This window comes from Sporosarcina sp. Y352, assembly GCF_056786535.1.
Genome location: NZ_JBXCJE010000003.1, coordinates 344,583 through 364,532 on the forward strand (window position 1 = coordinate 344,583; position 19,950 = coordinate 364,532).

Sequence of the window (19,950 nt, forward strand, 5' to 3'; positions counted from 1 at the left end):
TAAACTGTATAATCGAATAAGATATTGCAAATATTGCAAGGCTGTTTCACTGTAATTAATTGGTTAATATTATAGAAATAAATCCCCTTTCCCACCATAAATATACATATTAATAATAATAGAATAATATTTCTCTATTTTTATTAATAGTTATCGTATATCGGTTCTATTAACCATACCTCGGTATCTTATTAATATATTAACATATAGCCGAAGCGTGCGCAAACCATTTTTATAATATTTAGAACCTTTGTTTTATAACACATCTAACACTTGTCGAGGGAACGAAAAATAGTGCGCTTTTTCTCATTCTCTTCCAGCCCATAGCCTAACCAATTATACTTGCGAGGATATTTGTTTATTGAATGCACTCTTATTCCCATGCATCACATAGTATAAAAACACACAAGCAAAAACAATAACTGCTAAAGTTAAATATAAATTTCGATAACCGATGATCGGAAGGAGATATCCAAGAAGAAAGGGCCCAATACCTACCCCAATATCATGACCGATAAAGAAGGTTGAAACCGCAAGTCCTACTCGATAACGAGGGGTCTTTTTTATTGCGACCGCTTGTAAAGAGGATTGCAAATTCCCAAATCCGAGCCCTATTAATACTCCTCCAATTAGTAATGTAAAGCCGTGTTCCGCTTGACTCAAAACAAATAAACCAGCTGAATAGAGAATAATAGCTGGGTACATGACAACATTGTCTCCTCTTTTATCTAGTATACTGCCAGTGATGGGTCGAGTAATAAGAACGATAACAGAATAAACAATGAAAAAGAAGCTTGCTGAAGTCATTAAATTGATTTCCATGGAATATAACGCTAAAAATGAGAGAATACCAGAGTAAGTTAAAGCCAAGATACCCATTAAGACCGCAATTGGAAGAGCTTTTACTTCAACGAAATCCTTAAAATGAAAACCTTTCATTTCTTCGAGCTGTACGTTCGTGATACTTGCTTTTGGGAGTGTAGTAAAACTGGATAATACAACACTAATGCCAGTCATTATTATACTAACGATAAAAATCGTCTGTATATTCGCTATTTGACTAAGGTACACACCAAGAAAGGGACCGCTTGCTGTTCCTAGGATAAAATTTAATGAATAAAAACTAATCCCTTCTCCCCGTCGTTCGTCTGGTATAAGGTCCATAACAGTTGTTTGCATAACTGCAAGCGCTATCCCCATGAATGCACCATGAACAAAACGGATTACAATTAAGACATTTAAGTTATCTACTGGGAAGTAAAGCAGTGTTGCAAAAAAGGTCATTAATATACCAAAATAAAAAAGTTTTTTTCGACCAATAATTTCAAGATATTTCCCAATAAACAGACGGGATATAAGTATACCCAGAACAAAAATACTCGAAGTAAGTCCAGCTTTACTTTCTGAAGCATTGAACTTTTCAATGACGAATGGCGTTATCGTTGTCAGTAGTAAAAAATACATTACACTAATAAAAAAAGATGTCAGTGTAATCAAAATAAAATCTTTTGTCCACAATCGTGGTTTAGAGATATCCATAGACAATTCTCCAATCCCTTTTTTTTACAAATAAAGCTCAACCCTGAGCAAACATTCATTTAAATATCATTCCCTCAGTTTACTTCAGGATGAATGTAAACCGGGGGAATAATATTTTCATTGCCTTAAACTATTTATTAGATTCTAGGATAAAATTAAAATCAAAACATTTATAAGACCTCCTTTTCTATCTTTCTCGCAACATTAAAGCCACACGTCTAATCTTACAGACCAATTCCCCTTTTTGATTGAAGCCGCGGTGTTCAAAACATACCATCCCTCTATCATTTTCTGTTTCAGATTCCTTTTTATCGATTACTTCAGTTTCCCCTCTAAGAGTATCTCCAATTCGTACAGGAATAGGGCAGTTGATATCTTCATAATTTAGATGGGCTAAAGTGGTAAACAAAGTTAAGTCAGAAACCGAAACACCGACAACAAAAGCCATAGTAAAAAAATTATTGATAATCGTCGTTCCATTTATCGAAGACTTCCCAAATTCAACAACTAGGTGCAATGGCTGCGGATTATGTGTAAGAGTGGTAAACAACAAATTATCTGTTTCGGTTACTGTCCTGGTAATCGCGTGCTCATAAATGTCGCCAATACTCAATTCTTCAAAATACTTCCCCCTGCTCTTAATGATCACTCTCAACAGCCCCTCCTAATTAAACCTTTTACAATCCATAAAATTCCATATAAACTTAAGTATCATCAGTAATATAATAATTTTTTGTCCCAAAAGACGATTATGGCAATACACAATAACTATTACCTTTAGTGTTTAATTGTTCATAAAATACGGATAATTAAACAGACTACTCTCTTGCTTTAGCTACCTCTGCTTTAAACTGTTCTAAAACTGTTTTAAACTCCCCATCTTGTTTTTCTATGAATTGTTGTTCAAATTTTTCAAAGAATTTACCCCACTCTTCTTTTTCTTTATCAGTCATATCATGTAAAGGTACATCTCCATCTTTAATCCATCTTTTTTCTCTATCCTTATTGTCCTTATCCCATCCCTTTGAACCATTTGCTACTACATCGTTACCTGCTTCCATCAACACTTTTTGAATATCTTCCGGTAAAGACTGCCATAACTCTTCTCTAATTATAAGACCCGTTGTTCCTGCCGAAAAACCAAGGCCCCTGGTTCCCCATTCACTCAATTCTCTAATCCCATATGCTGTATCTGATTGCGGATTCTGGTGAAGGACATCCACGGCTCCTTTGTCATAGGCTTCATAAATATCCGATGATGGTATGCCCACTGGAGTTCCTCCTGCCATTTTCATAATCTCAGATAGTGTGCCTGCACTTGTCCTAACTCTTAATCCTTTTAAATCTGATGGAACCTTCACTTCTACTCCTTTTGAATAAAAATTCCAGGTTGGTGTAGTAGTCGCTACCAAAGGTCTTACACCATGACTTAGGAACTCATCAATCATTGGACTTTGTTGGCTTACAGCATGAAAAGCCATTGAACCTTCATAAGAGTTTTCATATATTCCAGGCAACGCAGTTACTTTATTCCCAAGAGAAAGTTCACTAGGATATACACTCGTAGTAAACATCGCTATGTCTGTTACTCCACCTTCTGTTAAAGTTATATAGTCTGCAGATGCCCCTAACTGTTGGGAAGGATACCACTCGAATTGAATTTTTCCATTTGATAACTCCGTTGCCTTATCCATAAACGCTTTATAGATAAATACAGAATCAGGATCTTCTGGTATTGATGGAGTCGCAACTTTAAATTCATACTCCGGCTCAGTACTTCCGTTTTTGCTTTCATTTGGTTGACTTCCTATCTCTTTTGCATTGGAAGCACTACAACCTGTAATTAGTAAAAAGAAAGCTATTAAACAACTGATTAAAAGTAATTTTTTCCCTAACATTTAAACACTCCTTAATTTTTTTAGTATTATTGGTTTTTAATTGGGGTTTAAGTGAACAACAGACATTCCTATATAGATAGCGCAGCCTTAAATCCAGCGTGGACAGCCCTGCCAGTAACACTTACAGGATGATCAATGACTAATGGAATGGCATTGCTGAATTTCTCACAAATCTTATTTGCAAGTCTACTTTCAGCTTTTCTTCCGAATGCAGTGATAATGGTATCTGCTGCTATTTCAATAATTTCTCCAGAGGAAACCCGTGCAATAAGACCTTTTGCAGTAAATTCGACCACCTCGTGGTTTGTTAAAACGCTTACATTATAGTCCTCGAATTTATACATTAATGGATCGCGATTATCTGCTAAAGCCTCTGGCACAAGTTTATCGTCCTTTTCCACGATGGTTACATCCTTCCCTTTCATAACCAGTTCTAGGGCTAGGTCACAGCCATCAATATTTACCCCAGCAATCAAAATCTTTTCTCCTTTAATTAATTCAGGATAGAGATAAGCTTGAGTCACATGAACGACATGTTCTAGTTCTATTCCTTTCATTTCTGGAGTAACCTGTTCCTCCCCAAGAGCAACAATTATATGATCCGCGTCCATTAGTTCCGGAGAATCTTCATTGATAGCTTCATTCAATATTATCTTTACACCTAATTTTTGGAGTTCGCGCTCTTGCCAAGTGATGAACTTCTTCAATCTCCCCTTATATGAAAGTTGAGAAGCTACATTGAGCAAACCACCAAGTCTATCACCTTTTTCAAAAATGGTTACCTCGTGACCCCTAGTAGCGGCTGTTCTTGCTGCTTCCATCCCTCCTGGGCCTCCACCTATAACAAATATTTTTTGGGGTATTTCTACTTTTTGATCAGGATGTATTCCTTTTGCTGCTTCCTTAGGATAATGGGATTCATAGTTTACTTGAGGGTGAACGGCACAAGAAATTGCCTTCCCTTTTTGGGTATTTCCAATACAAAATTCGTTACAAAAAATACAAGGTCTGATTTCTTCAGGTTGGGAGTTATAAAGTTTATTAGGCAGCTCTGGATCGGCAATCAATGGACGTCCAAATTGGGCGAAATCGATTAGTCCCTCTCTTAGTAGCTGTTCCGCGGATTCCGGAGAATGTGTTCCAGCATTTATGACCGGTACCTTTATCTCTTTTTTAACTGCAGCTGCAGCGTGTGCCATGCTAGAAAGACCATGATAAATCGTGGGAGTAATCCATTGCTTGCGCTCCAAGCATCCGATATCGATATCAAATGCATCCACTCCCAAATTCTCCAAATACTTAATAATTTCAACCCCTTCTTCTAACGTTCTTCCACCAGAAAAATCGTGGTAAGCCCCAAGTCGAACCGCAATAGGAAAATCATGACCTACTTCATTTCGAATGGCGTAATACGTTTCTGTGAGAAAACGCATCCGATTTTCAAAACTGCCACCATATTGGTCTTCTCGTTTATTCCAAATAGGTGTCAAAAATTGATCTTGCAGATACCCAGCATGTGCATGGATAAGAAGGCAATCGATTCCCGCTTGTGCTGCCCTTTTAGCAGCTCTTCCATAGGATGCTACAAGCTCTTGAATCTCCTCGACTGTTAATGGTCGACAGATTACATTTGGAACTCTACCTGCAGGAATAGCAGATGCTGACACCATTTCACCATCTTCAAATCCAAATGAATTACTTCCTAAACCAATACTTAACTCCAAACTGATTTTGGCTTCATGAGCATGAACAACTTCTGCAAGCTTCATCCAGTCATTAAGCTGCTTCTCAGAATCAACTGCTGTTTTTTTGCGAAGCCATGGGTCCGTTTTGTTTGTAATATATTGAGCCTCGACAGTGACCATGCCTACGCCTCCCTTTGCGCGAGCCTCATAATAGTCGATTTGTGCTTGAGAGAAAGTGCCATCTGGATTATCTAAGAAGGTACCCATTGGTGATAAGATCATTCGGTTTTTTAATTTCATTTTTCCAATGTATCCAGGCTCTAATAGGTTTGCATAATTGCTCTCTGCCATTGAACCCTTGTTTTGTACATATTCCATCCCTTTTTCCCCTCCTAATTATTAAACCTCTACTAACCTATTGGAAGTATCATAATTACCGATATACGATAATAGTTATCGAAAAATAACTATCTAAAACAATACTATCACACTAATATGAATATTCAAATATCTATTCCAAGAAACTCTCTACCAATTTTGTTATCCATTTGATTGCGTATTAAATTTTCTTAGCTATAGAGATTCGATAGCCGTGAACATGTCTATGGATTGCTTTATCCTCATGTTTTCCTACCAATTACCGATAAAAAAGGAGCAATTATGAATTAAAAACTTACAAAATAACCTTAAATTCTTTTCAATTATTTAGTATCAGACATACAAACAACCTCGGCAAAAATAACGAGGTTGTTAACATCATATTGAATTATTATAGATTAATAAATTTTTCTACTATAACTTCAATTCTATTATTTATATAACTTTAGGAATTTATCTAGCCAGATAGCCACCATCCACTGGAATAATAGTGCCCGTAATATAGTTTGAAGCGTCAGAAGCTAAAAAGACTGTTATCCCTTCAAAATCCTCTGGGGTACCCCATCTGCCTGCAGGAATCCTTGAAGTTAGTTCAGAATATCGAACTTGGTCATTAGACAATGACTTGGTCATCTCTGTTTCTATACATCCAGGAGCTATAGCATTCACTTGAATCCCATATTTTGCCCATTCATTTGACAATGATTTGGTGATTTGCGAAATGGCACCTTTACTAGCAGAATATGCAGTTCCATTAATATGACCGGTGAAACTTGTAATTGAACCAATATTAATGATTTTCCCTTTCTTTTTCTCCACCATAATCTGACCCGCTAATTTACTTAGCTCAAAGACTGCAGTTACATTAATTTCCAGTGTTTTATACCAAGAGTCCATTGGGAATTCAGTACTAGGACCTTTTATATTTACCCCAGCTGCATTAACTAGAATATCCAGTTCTCCTCCTAACAGCTGGACAGCTTCTTGAAATAATAACTGTCGTCCTTCACTATTAGATAAATCTCCTTTTAGTGCATATACATTTGATGCGTTAGATATAAATTTCTGCTTCGTATTTTCGACTTCATCAAGAATATCAACCAAAACAACATCGGCTCCGGCTTTGTGCAAGGCATAAGCCATTCCCCTGCCTAGACCACGAGCTGCACCCGTTACTATTGCCTTCTTTCCTTCAAGTCCAAACATTAGATTACTCCTCTCCTACCAAATCCAACGAATTTCTAATTCTTATAACTCTAATAAAACATTGCAAGTGTAACCTGAATTAGAGACTACTACTATAATTCAGGAAGTTCTTCCTCTTTCCGATAGGGTCTCGTTCCGTCCCATCCCTCTGCTGCCATTGCAACCATGTCATATAACTTTTTCACCTGTTCATTTTCTTCATATATTTCAGTCATTGCACCTGTTACTTCTCTTGTATCAATCATGACTACCCTCATACCACTTTGAGCAGTACACTTCCAGACGGCAGGAAATCCAAGTCTTTCCATTCGCATAATCTCTTTGTCAAAATCTCTTGCTGTATAGCAAATATGCTGAAGCTGTCCAAAACCTTCTTTAATTGTACTCATCGCTTTCAAGCCTGCCGGACTATCGCAGTGTTGTTGCCACAACTCGATCTGGATAGGTCCCCACTGTCCTAGCGCATGCGAATGGTCTAGGGTAACTTTCTCGCCATTGTAACTCAATTCACCGACTGGACGGTGAAGACGTTCAAAAAACGGGCCAGCCCCGAAGAGAGCTGACCACTGTTTTGCAGCTTCTTCTAAGTTGCTGACCGTGTAACATAACTGTTGAATAGAGCCATTATTAAATGGATTTGGAAAGGGTCCATCATTTCTCATAAATCAAACGCCTCCATTTCCGCTGCACTATATCATTTCATTTCAGGAGAAATCAATATCTTGCATTCGTCTTTACTAATTGTTAATTTATTAAATCCTAATTCTACGACATCTTCTAATTTGATTTTGCTAGTAATGATGGGCTTTACATTAATAAGCCCTTTTACTAATAAGGCTATAACTTCAGGAAAAAGATTATTGTAGCCTCTGGAAGTATGAATTTTTTTCACCCCTTTTTGTTGTAAAAGAGGGCTATAAGTTACTGGTTTCTTAAATACACTAACAATCATTAGCTCCCCGTTTGGCCTAAGGCAATCAAGTCCTGTACGAAAAGCAGGTTCTGCTCCGGAAGCTTCAAAAGCAACATCAGCACCTTTAGTTGTAAGTTCTTTGATTTTTTGGGCAGCATCCTCTTTTGTAGGATCTATTACAAAATCAGCCCCCATTTCTAGTGCTAATTGTTGTCTTTTCTCCTCAATTTCTACAACGATAATTTGACTCGCACCTGATGCTTTTGCACATTGAGTAATTAGCATACCAATTGGTCCTGCACCAAAAACAACCACTTTGTCACCGATTTTTAATGTGCTTGTTTTTACGGCTTGCAGGGCAACTGCTGTTGGTTCTACAAGAGCAGCTAATTCATAGCTCAATTGATCAGGAAGCAATAATAAATTCTTTTCATTTACAACAACGTATTCTGCAAAACCTCCTGGATGGTGAAGACCGTAAGCTTGAAGGCGTTCGCATGTATTGTAGTAACCATCTTCACAACTCACACATTCACCGCATCCCCAAATAGGTTCTACAACAACTTCACCAGTAAATTCATGACCTAAAATCATAGGTATTTGCGTCACATACATTTGTTCATGATATTCATGTGTGTCTGTTCCACAAATACCTGCATATTTAACTTTAACTTTAACTGTACCAGGTATTACTTTTGGTTCAGGAATTTCTTCAATCTTTACGTCTTCTGAACCATAATAAAGCATTGCTCTCAAACAATCTCCTCCCAAAATATAAAAATTGTCCATTTCCATTGACTACTCCATTGAGATATATAAATATAAGAAGATAATTAAACTATAGTTATATAAAAGGTTATTTTTCTGGTGAAACGATAATTTTGCATTCTCCTTCTTCAGAAACCAGTTTACTGAAGCCCAACTCGTCTATATTTTCTAGGCTAATTTTACTCGTAATAATGGGATTCACTGAAATAGATCCTTTAGACAATAAATCAATTACCTTAGGAAACATGTTATAGTTCCCCCTAGTAGTATTGATTTTCTTTACCCCTTTTTGCTGTAAAAATGGCATATAAGATACTGATTTAGCAAAAACTGCAGCTACCATTAGTTCTCCTTTAGGTTTGACACTATCTAGAGCAGCAACAAAGGTATCTTGAACACCTGCGGCATCAAAGGCGACGTCGACACCGTCCTTTGTTAATTCTCGAATCTTTTTAACTGGATCTTCTTCATTTGGATTAATTACATAATCAGCGCCCATTTCCAATGCAATCCGTCGGCGTTTTTCTTGTATTTCTACCACGATAATTTGGCTAGCACCTGCAGCTTTTGCACATTGAGCGATAAGTGAGCCAAGAGGTCCTGCCCCAAATATTGCGACTTTGTCACCGATTTTTAAAGGGCTTGATTTTACTGCTTGCATGGCAACTGATGCTGGTTCGATGACAGCAGCTATTTCATAGCTCAAATGATCAGGAAGTAAGAATAACTTATCTTCTCTTACAACAACATATTCCGCAAAGCCTCCCGGATGTTGGAGACCGTATGCTTCGAGATGTTGGCAAGCATAATATTCACCTTCTTTACAATAGATACATTCACCGCACCCCCAAAAGTTTTCCACAACAACTCTATCTCCAACATTATAATGAGTAACACCTTCGCCAACTTCTGCTATTTCCCCAGTAAATTCATGACCTAATATATTAGGTGTTTTTGCACCGATCTTTTTTTTCTCCACGATAAACATGTAAATCTGTTCCACAAATACCTGCATATTTGACCTTGATTTTTACTGTACCCGGTTTTACTTCAGGTTCTGCTACATCTTCAACCCTTACATCCTTCGGACCATAAAAAACCATTGCTTTTATATCATTCACTCCATTTCTTAATTTCTTTTGTGTCTCTAATAATCAATTTTAGTAGGTTCCAATTTCCTGATTAAGATACTCTTTTGCAGTTTGCAAACAGTTTCTTGCATACTTTTCAACACCAAATTCCTTGATCCGTTTTACATGTGGTATCTCAATGGCATATGGGATATTTGGCAATTTTTTTAAAATAGCTGAGACGTCAATACCGCCTTCACCTACATACAAACGTTCTTTGGTTGCAGTATAGATTAACTCTTCTTCTTTAGTTGGGATATTCATAGGTGCATCGCAAATTTGGGCATAATGAAACCATTCACGTGGTACCTCGTCCAACTCCTCAAGTCCAATTTTCGAACGATGAAAGTGAAGAGGATCAATTAAGATTCCTCCATTATCACATCCTGCGGAGCCGACAATGTCAATGGATTCCTTAAGTGTTGAGACATTAAACCAAGGAACAAATTCTAAATCTATTGTTAGACCAAATGGTTTTGCTAAATCACAAAGCTCCTTAAAGCATTCGATTGCATGATTACGATTACTTGTCCTTACAATAGTAAGAACATGCCGCCCACCCAATTCCGCTGCAGCTTCAAAGTCGGGAAGATATTCTTTTGGTTCGAAATCATCATAAATAACTACCACCTCAAGATCGAGAACTTTTAGTCCCGTTTCATCAAGTGCAGTTTTCGTTTTACGGAACATCTCCTTATCTTTGGACATAGATAATTCAAGACCTGAAACAGAAAATTTAGGATTATTAGGAGTTATCGATCTAAAACCAACAAAATCATATCCTGACCGCTCAGCAATATATACCATCTCAGGAGGAGAACAGTTGAGTGCAGTAAGGTACGACAGTGAAAATTGTCTTGTCATCTCTTTATCACCCCTCATTTATCAAAATATAAAGTTATTTGTTATCGTATTTTTTCCTCGCTAATTCCCTAAATTTCTCATCATATCATTTAGAGACACATCAGAATTATCTAAAATTATTCACATCGGCGACATAGTAATTCTGTTTTTCAGATTTAAGCCATTAATTTTAGCAATCTCGAAAAGACTGGTATACTTTGTTTTTGTCGTTTGCATCATAAAACAACTCCTTAGTATAATAAAATCACTCTTTTAATTTGGCTACTTCTTCCTTAAACTGTTCTAGAACCTTTTCAAAATCACTATCTTGTTTTGCTAGAAATTGTTTTTCAAATTCTCCAAAGAATTTTTGCCATTCTTTTCTTTCAGCATCAGTTACGTCATGTAATGGCACATCCCCATCTTCAATCCATCTTTGTTCTCTATCCACAGTGTCTTTGTCCCATGACTTTGAACCATTTTCTGCTACATAGTCTCCCGCTTCTAACAAGGCTTCCTGAATATCTTTAGGTAAAGTTCCCCATAATTTTTCACTAATGATAAAACCAGTTGTTCCCGCTGAGAAACCTAGGTTCATACTACCCCAGTTACTTAATTCCCTTATTCCATGTGCTACATCAGATGCAGCGTAATGGTGCAGCACATCAACGGCGCCTTTGTCATATGCTTCATAGGTTTCTGTAGATGGTATACCCACAGGAGTTCCTCCAGCATGTTGGATAATTTCTGATAAAGTACCCGCACTTGTTCTGACTCTTTTGCCCTTTAAATCGGATGGAACATTAATTTCTACTTCTTTAGAATAAAAATTAAAGGTTGGAGTAGTAACTGCTAGCAAAGGTCTTACACCATGACTTAAGAACTCATCAATCATTGGACTTTGTTGACTTACTGCATGAAACGCCATGGTTCCTTCATATGCATTTGCATATAGCCCAGGTAAAGCTGTTATCTTATTTGCTAGTGATAATTCGCTAGGAAATACACTAGCTGAAAACATCCCAATATCTGCTACCCCATCCGCTGTTAAAGTTAAATAATCTGCCATTTGCCCTAATTGTTGAGAAGGGTACCATTCAAATTGCAGTCTTCCATCTGTTAACTCTGTAGCTTTATCCATAAATGCTTTATAGATATATACAGAATCTGGATCATCTGGCACAGATACAGTGGCCACTTTAAATGTATACTTCTCCTCACTGCTTTCATTAGTTTGACTTCCTGTATCTTCTGCATTGGAAGAACTACAACCTGCTATTAGCAAAAGAAAAGCGATGAAACCACAAATTAGAAATGAACATTTTTTTCCTCCCATAAAAAAACCTCCTTATTTAGTTCAATCATCCATGCAATAATTAGCTTTAATCATTACTAAGCGTGCAACATTTTCTAAGTGGCATAATCTTTGTTTACCTTGAAGAAAACGGACTGGTGAAAATTGCTTTCTATAAATTCCTTTCCTATAAACTTCCTATATTTAAAATTTTACTATCGACCAAATATTCAAATAATTTTGCGTGTATTCTACCACGCTAAGCATTCAACAATCATATAAAAATAGTATTTTGCACAGAACATGTGGATTAATTATATATTTTTTTTTACGTCCTAAATAATCAAAAGCACATTTTTGTTTCTTTCTCCTCTATTTAGATGTAATTTGAGTTGTTTCTATTGAGCCAAGATACCGCCGTCAATCACATGAGCAATTCCGGTTACATAGGAGGATTCATCACTTGCTAAATATAAAACTCCATATGCTATATCCTCGGGTGTTCCTATCCTTTTAAGTGGATAGTTATTTTTTCTTTTTTCCATTGCCGCCTCATCATCATAAACGGCCGTGAACATGTCCGTTTTAACAGAACCCGGATGAACGGAGTTTACTCTAATATTAAATCCTCCTAATTCGGTCGCAGCCGTTTTTGTTAGTGATTCGATTGCTCCTTTCGATGCCGTATAGGCATTAAATTGGCGAACAGAAACCAGACTAGCTAGTGAAGAAATATTAACAATGGAGCCTACTCCCGCTTCCTTCATAAAAGGAACAACTGATCTCATACCTACAAATTGTCCCCAGGCGTTTATGTCCATTACCCTTGTCCAATTTTCATGTGTTACTTCCTCGTAGGTGTCCATGCTTAAAACACCAGCATTATTAATCAGCACAGTAATAGTACCGAATCTATTTACACCTTCCACCACCACTCGTTTCCAATCGTCCTCTGAAGAGACATCATGCTTCATCGCCATAGCTACTTCACCAAATTCTCTATTAATCTTGTTTACAACTATTTTTACGTTTTCATAAGCAATATCTGTTGCAATGACTTTTGCACCTTCCCTTGCAAATAAATAGGCTTCCATAGAGCCTTGACCATTTCCTGCCCCAGTAATCAAAGCAACCTTCCCTGCTAATCTTCCTATGTTAATCTCCTCCTGATCATTTAATTTTTAAATAAGAAAATAAATACACTGTTTCAAAATAAAAACGATAGACTCTAAAAGAGAAAATTAATTACCTTTTCAAGGGGTCGATTTCTAATTGGAACAAATGTAGTTTGAAATATTCAGGTTATTGAGGTCCTATTCCCCATAACCCAAAATATCTCTATCTAATTAGTGTAGTAAATACAGACTATCTTTGGAGTGGACCACCTTTGCTCATGGGGTCCTACCTAAATCATTAGCTTGTTAGCTGTTGCGTAAATCATCGTGACAGAGTTTTTGGTTGTTCGATATCCTCCGAGCTTTGGAGTTTTCTACTTGGAGTAAGATATTTTTTAAAACCTTGGATTTGTCTGTACCACATCCTCGTTTTTCTTCTTCAGAAAACGCGCTAAAGTCAGCATTGCGAAAATATCAATAGAGAAAAATGCGTATTGAAGAAATGCAACACTCGGAATTGGATAAACTTCAGTTCGCTGGAGTGGCGAAAATAAGTTTCTAGTAGTGTTCAAAGAGGAGTTTGTTAATTTACCCCTTCACAGACCGTGCCGATACTAGCAGATGATTCGATTTATATCGCCTCTGAATCAACGTTTTATCAGATAGTACGTGAAGAGAAATGTAACAGCATTACGGACGAAGTAAAAGACCAGAGATGAAATTACCCGATAGTTATTTAGCAACTACTCCTAATCAAGTATAGACTGGGATATTACTGGGTTGAAAGGAGCTAATAGAGGTATCTATACTAAGCTTAACTTAATTATTAATTTGTTTAGCCGAAAGATTGTTAGTTGAGAAGTTTGAGAAATAGAAGATGCAGCTCATGCTGTTGAAGTATAAAATTAAAAACTATTATTAGAAAAAACAAACGGGGCTCCCCTTGTCTTACTATCCGATAACGGAAGCCCACTGAAAGCAGCAACACTTCAAGTGTTACTTGAAAAATTAGGTACCCAAAGCTCTGATTCTAGAACTCGGGTGAGTAATGATAATCCGTATTCTGTGCTCTCTTTCGGACACTTAAATATCGACCAGAGTTCCCCTATGATGGATTCGAACCAATTGAGGACGTTCGATTACGGGTCTAAAGGTTCATTCATTGGTACACGCATGAACATAGCGTAATAAATTTCGTTACTCCAGAACAACGGCACATGGATGACCATATTGATGTACTTAATAAAAGACATGAAGTCTATCAACTGCCATACAAAAACAGCCAGAATACTGGTCAAAGTCAACTAGAAACTGGAGTCCGCATGAATCAGTCGCTTTGAATCCGATGAAAGTAAAGTTGTGAACTGATATAATTAAATAACTAGTTAAATAAAGGAGCTATATGGATAGATTCATAAGATTTACTTATAAATTTCGCCAATAAACCCTAACTCTTTTCTTAGATCCAGGTAGGTGAATGTACCCCTCTGGCTTTCTCCACTGTGAATGACCGGAACTCCCCTTTTCTCCATTTCTTGACATACTTCATCATGACCATTCGTATCAAGCGCAATGTGATGCAGTCCAGGGCCATTCTCTCGTAAAAACTGAGCGTAAACGCTTGTTTCATCTTGTGGTTCAATTAATTCGAACTGAATATTATCAAGATCAGCAAATCCTACTTTAATAGAAAATTGTTTCTCTTCTTGGTGTACCTTAGTATTTTCTTTATTATAATACTTTACTTCCCATGGACCGATACCGTAATCTTCTTCATATTTTTTAATAAATGCTTCAACATCATCTACCACAATTCCAACCTGCAATACCTTTGTAAAGATTTTTTTGCTCATTACTAGACCAACCCCCTTCAAATTTGACACGGAGCTAAGCTATATAAAATCCATTTTATTACTTAACAATTATTAAGTTAAAAACTGTTCCTTTGCTAGTAGATAGCCAGCGATACAACCAACCGAAATCAATTGTAACTATTTAAAAAATAAAACTCCGCCTTAAATAACTAGAGTATCACTAGTGTCTGTATGCTCTTTTGGTTTATAAAAATGTTCCTTGACAAATGCTGCATAAATACAAAAAACACCTCATTCTTTGGTACTGTGAGATTGTCGAAAAATCTCTACCTAAAAGAAGAGGTGTCTTCTATACAATCCTAAAATTCAATTTTATTTTATCCAAATCCGCAAATTATAAGTCAAGTATTCAATGTATTCGATTAACAAGACACTTTCGATGTTCCCTATTTCGAAACACCGTCCATACTAAAGTAAATCTTATTCCCAATTATTTAGGTATTTATCAGCTAGATACTCTTTGCTATTGTCGTTGGAAACAATTAGGCAGTAAAACTGCAGATCGTATGGGATTTGCTATAATTTTTGAAGTTCCTTTGGCACCAACGATTCCTTACCCGGAACCCATATCTGTTGGATTGACCTATTACCGGCATGCAAAACCTCATTCCAAGCCCTATCGTACTGGAATGGTACTTCAAGCATAACCCCTAACTGCGAAGCGGCCCTTAAAGCCCAATAAGGGTCACGCAGCAATTCCCTTCCGATGAAAATTAGGTCTGCCCTGTTGTTTTTTAATATTTCCTCCGCTTGGACAGCCTGCGTAATTAAACCGACAGCTCCTGTACTGATGCCTACGCTGTTCTTTATTTTGTCAGCTAATGGAACCTGGTAGCCTGGAAAACCATCAATTTTTGCGGGAACAACTGCACCTGAACTGCAATCAATTAAATCTACACCCTGCTGCCTTAATTGGTCGCTATAATAGATAAAATCATCCATGGTGTTTCCTTCCGGATGGTACTCATCGACCGATAAACGAACAAACAAAGGTCCTTTCCAGACACTAGTAATCGCCTCAACCAATTCTTTTAAGAACCGATAGCGATTTACCCTGGATCCACCATACTCATCCGATCTATGGTTAGTTAATGGTGATAAGAAGGTGCTAATTAAATATCCATGTGCGCCATGCAGTTCGATCACATCAAATTCAGCTTCTTTTGATCTTTGGGCCGCAACCCGGAAGTTCTCTATAACAGACTTAATATCTTCGGTGCTCATTTCCTTAGGAATTACAGCGCCATCCTTGAACGGAATTGGAGACGGCGAGATAACTTCTACATCAAGGTTGGCTTTTTTACCTGCATGCCCTAACTGTATACCCATTTTTGAACCATTTTTATGAACAGAGTGAACAATTTCTCGTAAACCTTCTACATGGGCATCATCCCAAATTCCCAAGTCGGCAGCCGCAATCCGGCCATCCGAATGTACAGCAACTGTTTCGGTTAAAATCAGACCGACTTGACCTACTGCTCGGCTTGTATAATGCATCTTGTGCCATACCGTAGCCACGCCATCCTCATTCATTGTTGAAAACATACACATAGGGGACATGACAATCCAGTTTTTTAACGTTAAATCTTTAATTTGGTAAGGCGAAAACAACATACTCATTTCCTCACACCTTTCATAATAATTCCATGTCGTGAATACAAAAAATATTTCTTATATTTTAGTAAATACAAGGAGATTCGATGAAATTAGCCAACAAATGAGTTTTATCGCTTTCCAATACCAGTTTTCAACTCAAGAGGCTTAGGTTTTAGTGGGATTATCCCTGAATTAAAAGGGACATCCTCTTTCCCTAAAAGTAGAAGCGTTGATCAACAAAGACATTTAACTATTCTAAGCTACGGCATAATCAATTTAATTAATAGTTAGACCAGCAATAAATCCGTCATGCACTGCATTGCCAGTGAGACCTTTCTTTACAGAATCCCCCACATTCACAGCATTGCTGTAGCGTGCACAAATTTGACTAGCAAGCTCAGTCTCACCTTTTCTTCCGAATGCAGCTACAACTGTATCTGCTAGGATTTCAATCTCTTCGCCTGAACCTAGAAGTACTTTTACTCCAGCCTCCGTAAACTCTGTAATCTCGTGATTCGTTAATACTTTTACATCAACTTCTTCTAGTTTAAAAATTAATGGGTTACGGTTTTCTATGATAAGATCATGGGCAATCCTATCGCCTCTTTCCACAATCACCACTTCTTTACCTTTTCTACCCATTTCTAATGCGAATTCAGAACCAATTCTACCTCCACCAGCAATCACAATCTTGTCTCCGTGAACCAATTCAGGGTGAATATGTGCCTGCGTCACCTCAATCACATTCGCCCTTTGAATTCCTTTAATTTCAGGAATCACTGGTTTCGCACCTAATCCAACAATGATATGATCTGCTGTAGTTAACTCTATAGAGTTTTCATTGATTTCCGTGTTCAAAATAACATTCACACCTAATTTATTAAGTTGAATTTGTTGATGAGTAGAAAATTTCTTTAATCTGTCTTTAAATGAAACGCCAGAAGCAATATTAATTTGCCCCCCAAGGGTCCCGCTTCTCTCGTAAATCGTCACATTATGACCTCTTAAAGCAGCAACCCTAGCCGCTTCCATACCTGCTGGTCCTCCGCCTATGACGACTACATTCTTAGGTGTATCCACTGAATTTTCGAGATTATTTACGTCCACATCAATATCTGGGTAATGTAATTTAAAGTTCGTTACCGGATTAATCGAGCAGGTAATTCCTTTTCCAAGCTGAACATATCCATCACAGTATTCATTACAGAATAAGCATGGTTTAATATCCTCTTCTTGATTGTTTAGAAGCTTATTTGGTAAATCTGGATCGGCAATTAATGGACGACCAAACTGAGCAAAGTCAATTTTCCCTTCCTGCAATAGTTTCTCGGCTGTCTCAGGTGTGTGGGTTCCGGCATTAATGACAGGGATATTGACCACTTTTTTAATTTCTGCAGCGGCATGAGCCATACTAGACATTCCATGAACCGGTGTAGGAACAATCCATTGTTTCCGCTCATATGCGCCCAAGTCAATATCCAATGCGTCAAATCCAATTTCTTCAAAGTATTTTGCGATTTCAAGGGTTTCTTCCATTTCCCTTCCACCTGGAAAGTCATGGTAAGCAGCTAAACGAATGGTAATAGGGAAATCAGGACCAACTACATTACGAATCGCTTGATAGGCTTCTTTCACAAAACGCATTCTATTTTCAAAGCTTCCTCCATACTCATCTGTCCGTTTGTTCCATAAAGGTGTCATAAATTGATCTAGCAAATATCCACCATGAGCATGAATTTGCAGCAGATCCACGTTTGCTTTTACTGCACGTTTGGCAGCTCGTTCAAAACAGTCGACTAGCTCATGTATATCTTCTACGGTTAACGCTCGGCAAATATGATCGGGGTCACGGTGTGAAGGTATAGCTGATGCAGAAACCATCTGGCCTTCATCACCAAAGAGGAACCCATTTTTGCCTAAACCAATGCTTAATTGCATCCCCATTTTGGCACCATGAGCATGGATCCTTTCCGCCAGCGTAGCCCAACCTTCCCCTTGTGCATCGGTGTCGGCAATCGTTTTCCCCTTAAGCCATGGATCGGTTTTATTTGTAATATACTGTGCTTCGATGGTTACCATTCCAACTCCACCTCTTGCACGGGCTTCGTAATATTCAAGTTGGATATCATTTAGTGATGCGTCCGGGTTGTCCAAAAAACTTCCCATAGGAGACATCGTCATTCTATTTCTTAATTTTAATCCATTAATAGAAGCTTCCTCAAAAAGTTTTGGATATTTTGTTGTCGTCATTAGCATTTTATAACATCTCCTTATTTTTAATTTCGTTTTTTTAACTATAAGGTTCCCTATTATGATAACGCGTAGATGTAACCAAAATATTAGCCTCATCTATAGATTATCTATTAAGAGGTAGATTCTAAGTACTATTATGGAGGTGAATAGGAATTTCGAGTATATTCCTAATAATCTTCAATAGTAAGTGCGCTTGGTTAATTGCACTCATCACCTACTTAAAGGATCAATCAAGTTGTTATAGACACTACTCACACTTATTAAAAAGACTTCTCTCTACTTAGGGGTAGCTTAGTCCAGAATAGCAAATGAAACCTGTTAACATATGATTAATAAATTACTCTTTCACTTTTTCTATTTCTTCTTTAAATTGTTCTAAAACGGTTTTAAACTCTTTGTTACTCTTATCCAAGAAAGACTTTTCAAAATCTCTAAAGAATTTTTGCCACTTTTCACGTTCTTCATCAGTCACCTCATGTAATGCTACGTCCCCATCTTTAATCCATCTTTGTTCTCTGTCCTCAACGTCCTTGTCACTTTTTGCTGAGCCATTTGCTGCTACATAGTCCCCTGCTTCCTTCAAAGCTTTTTGAATATCTTCCGGCAAAGATTTCCATAACTTTTCACTTATCATTAAACCTGTTGTTCCTGCAGAAAAACCTAGATTCATACTTCCCCATTCACTTAATTCTCTAATACCATAGGATGTATCAGAAGCAGCATACTGGTGTAGTGCATCAACAGCTCCCTTGTCATACGCTTCATAAATATCTGATGCTGGTATACCCACTGGAGTTCCTCCTGCCATTTGAATAATCTCAGAGAGGGTACCCGCACTTGTCCTTACTCTTAACCCCTTTAGATCTGATGGAACCTTCACTTCTACTCCTTTTGAATAAAAATTAAAGGTTGGTGTAGTAGTCGCTACTAAAGGTCTTACACCATGCTTTAAAAACTCATCTATCATTGGACTTTTTTGACTCACTGCATGAAAAGCCATTGATCCTTCATAGGCATTGGAATATAATCCAGGCATTGCAGTTACTTTATTTGCCAATGATAATTCACTTGGAAATACGCTGGCAGAAAACATTCCAATTTCCGCCACTCCGTCTGCTGTCATTTGTATATAATCCCCCATTTGTCCCAACTGTTGCGAAGGATACCATTCAAACTGAACTCTACCATTTGATAACTCTGTTGCCTTATCCATATATAATTTATAGATAAATTTTGAATCTGGATCTTCTGGTGCAGTTGGAGTGGCAACTTTAAATGTATACTCCGAATCAGTACTTCCTTTTTTGCTTTCATTTGTTTGACTTCCTGTCTCGTTAGCACTCGAAGAACTACAACCTGAGATGAGTAAAAGAAAAGCGATGGAACAACAAATTAGAAATGAAAATTTTTTTCCTCCCATTTTCAAACCCCCCCTTATTTAGTTCAATCATCCATGCA

The 19,950-nt window shown here is 37.4% G+C and carries 15 protein-coding genes and 1 pseudogene; all 16 read right to left on the minus strand.

Going from position 1 to position 19,950, the window contains the following annotated elements; translation table 11 throughout:
- Positions 1 to 336 precede the first annotated feature (336 nt).
- Positions 337 to 1,539, minus strand: a complete 1,203-nt coding sequence (locus tag AC1TO6_RS07150; protein WP_482100915.1) for an MFS transporter — start codon at positions 1,537 to 1,539, stop codon at positions 337 to 339.
- 187 nt (positions 1,540 to 1,726) lie between these two features.
- On the minus strand, positions 1,727 to 2,188 hold the full coding sequence (locus AC1TO6_RS07155; protein WP_482101012.1) for a MaoC family dehydratase: 462 nt from the start codon (positions 2,186 to 2,188) through the stop codon (positions 1,727 to 1,729).
- Positions 2,189 to 2,357: 169 nt separating this feature from the next.
- Complete coding sequence (gene dctP, locus AC1TO6_RS07160; RefSeq protein ID WP_482100916.1) at positions 2,358 to 3,437, minus strand: TRAP transporter substrate-binding protein DctP; 1,080 nt, start codon at positions 3,435 to 3,437, stop codon at positions 2,358 to 2,360.
- Positions 3,438 to 3,505: 68 nt separating this feature from the next.
- Positions 3,506 to 5,500: an NAD(P)/FAD-dependent oxidoreductase gene (locus AC1TO6_RS07165; protein WP_482100917.1), complete on the minus strand. Its 1,995-nt coding sequence runs from the start codon at positions 5,498 to 5,500 to the stop codon at positions 3,506 to 3,508.
- A 453-nt stretch (positions 5,501 to 5,953) separates the two neighbouring features.
- The gene (locus tag AC1TO6_RS07170; protein WP_482100918.1) at positions 5,954 to 6,706 is read right to left on the minus strand and encodes an SDR family NAD(P)-dependent oxidoreductase; all 753 of its coding nucleotides are present in this window, start codon (positions 6,704 to 6,706) and stop codon (positions 5,954 to 5,956) included.
- A gap of 92 nt (positions 6,707 to 6,798) precedes the next feature.
- Positions 6,799 to 7,368 (minus strand): VOC family protein, encoded by a 570-nt coding sequence (locus AC1TO6_RS07175; protein WP_482100919.1) that lies wholly within the window; start codon positions 7,366 to 7,368, stop codon positions 6,799 to 6,801.
- A gap of 32 nt (positions 7,369 to 7,400) precedes the next feature.
- Complete coding sequence (locus tag AC1TO6_RS07180) at positions 7,401 to 8,366, minus strand: 2,3-butanediol dehydrogenase (RefSeq protein WP_482101013.1); 966 nt, start codon at positions 8,364 to 8,366, stop codon at positions 7,401 to 7,403.
- Between the two features lie 109 nt (positions 8,367 to 8,475).
- Positions 8,476 to 9,375: a zinc-binding dehydrogenase gene (locus AC1TO6_RS07185; RefSeq protein WP_482100920.1), complete on the minus strand. Its 900-nt coding sequence runs from the start codon at positions 9,373 to 9,375 to the stop codon at positions 8,476 to 8,478.
- A complete protein-coding gene (locus AC1TO6_RS07190) occupies positions 9,332 to 9,490 on the minus strand; it encodes an alcohol dehydrogenase catalytic domain-containing protein (RefSeq protein WP_482101014.1) in 159 nt (52 codons plus the stop codon). The genes AC1TO6_RS07185 and AC1TO6_RS07190 overlap by 44 nt, the downstream gene beginning before the upstream one ends.
- A 57-nt stretch (positions 9,491 to 9,547) precedes the next feature.
- The gene (locus AC1TO6_RS07195; RefSeq protein ID WP_482100921.1) at positions 9,548 to 10,381 is read right to left on the minus strand and encodes a sugar phosphate isomerase/epimerase family protein; all 834 of its coding nucleotides are present in this window, start codon (positions 10,379 to 10,381) and stop codon (positions 9,548 to 9,550) included.
- A 244-nt stretch (positions 10,382 to 10,625) separates the two neighbouring features.
- Complete coding sequence (gene dctP / locus AC1TO6_RS07200) at positions 10,626 to 11,696, minus strand: TRAP transporter substrate-binding protein DctP (RefSeq protein WP_482100922.1); 1,071 nt, start codon at positions 11,694 to 11,696, stop codon at positions 10,626 to 10,628.
- A 356-nt stretch (positions 11,697 to 12,052) separates the two neighbouring features.
- Complete coding sequence (locus AC1TO6_RS07205; RefSeq protein ID WP_482101015.1) at positions 12,053 to 12,814, minus strand: SDR family NAD(P)-dependent oxidoreductase; 762 nt, start codon at positions 12,812 to 12,814, stop codon at positions 12,053 to 12,055.
- Between the two features lie 1,376 nt (positions 12,815 to 14,190).
- The gene (locus AC1TO6_RS07210; RefSeq protein WP_482100923.1) at positions 14,191 to 14,622 is read right to left on the minus strand and encodes a VOC family protein; all 432 of its coding nucleotides are present in this window, start codon (positions 14,620 to 14,622) and stop codon (positions 14,191 to 14,193) included.
- Between the two features lie 630 nt (positions 14,623 to 15,252).
- Positions 15,253 to 16,263 (minus strand): annotated as a pseudogene (gene namA, locus AC1TO6_RS07215) (NADPH dehydrogenase NamA); the annotation flags it as partial.
- A 252-nt stretch (positions 16,264 to 16,515) separates the two neighbouring features.
- Complete coding sequence (locus tag AC1TO6_RS07220; RefSeq protein ID WP_482100924.1) at positions 16,516 to 18,495, minus strand: oxidoreductase; 1,980 nt, start codon at positions 18,493 to 18,495, stop codon at positions 16,516 to 16,518.
- Positions 18,496 to 18,829: 334 nt separating this feature from the next.
- On the minus strand, positions 18,830 to 19,912 hold the full coding sequence (dctP, locus tag AC1TO6_RS07225; RefSeq protein ID WP_482100925.1) for a TRAP transporter substrate-binding protein DctP: 1,083 nt from the start codon (positions 19,910 to 19,912) through the stop codon (positions 18,830 to 18,832).
- Positions 19,913 to 19,950: the final 38 nt, after the last annotated feature.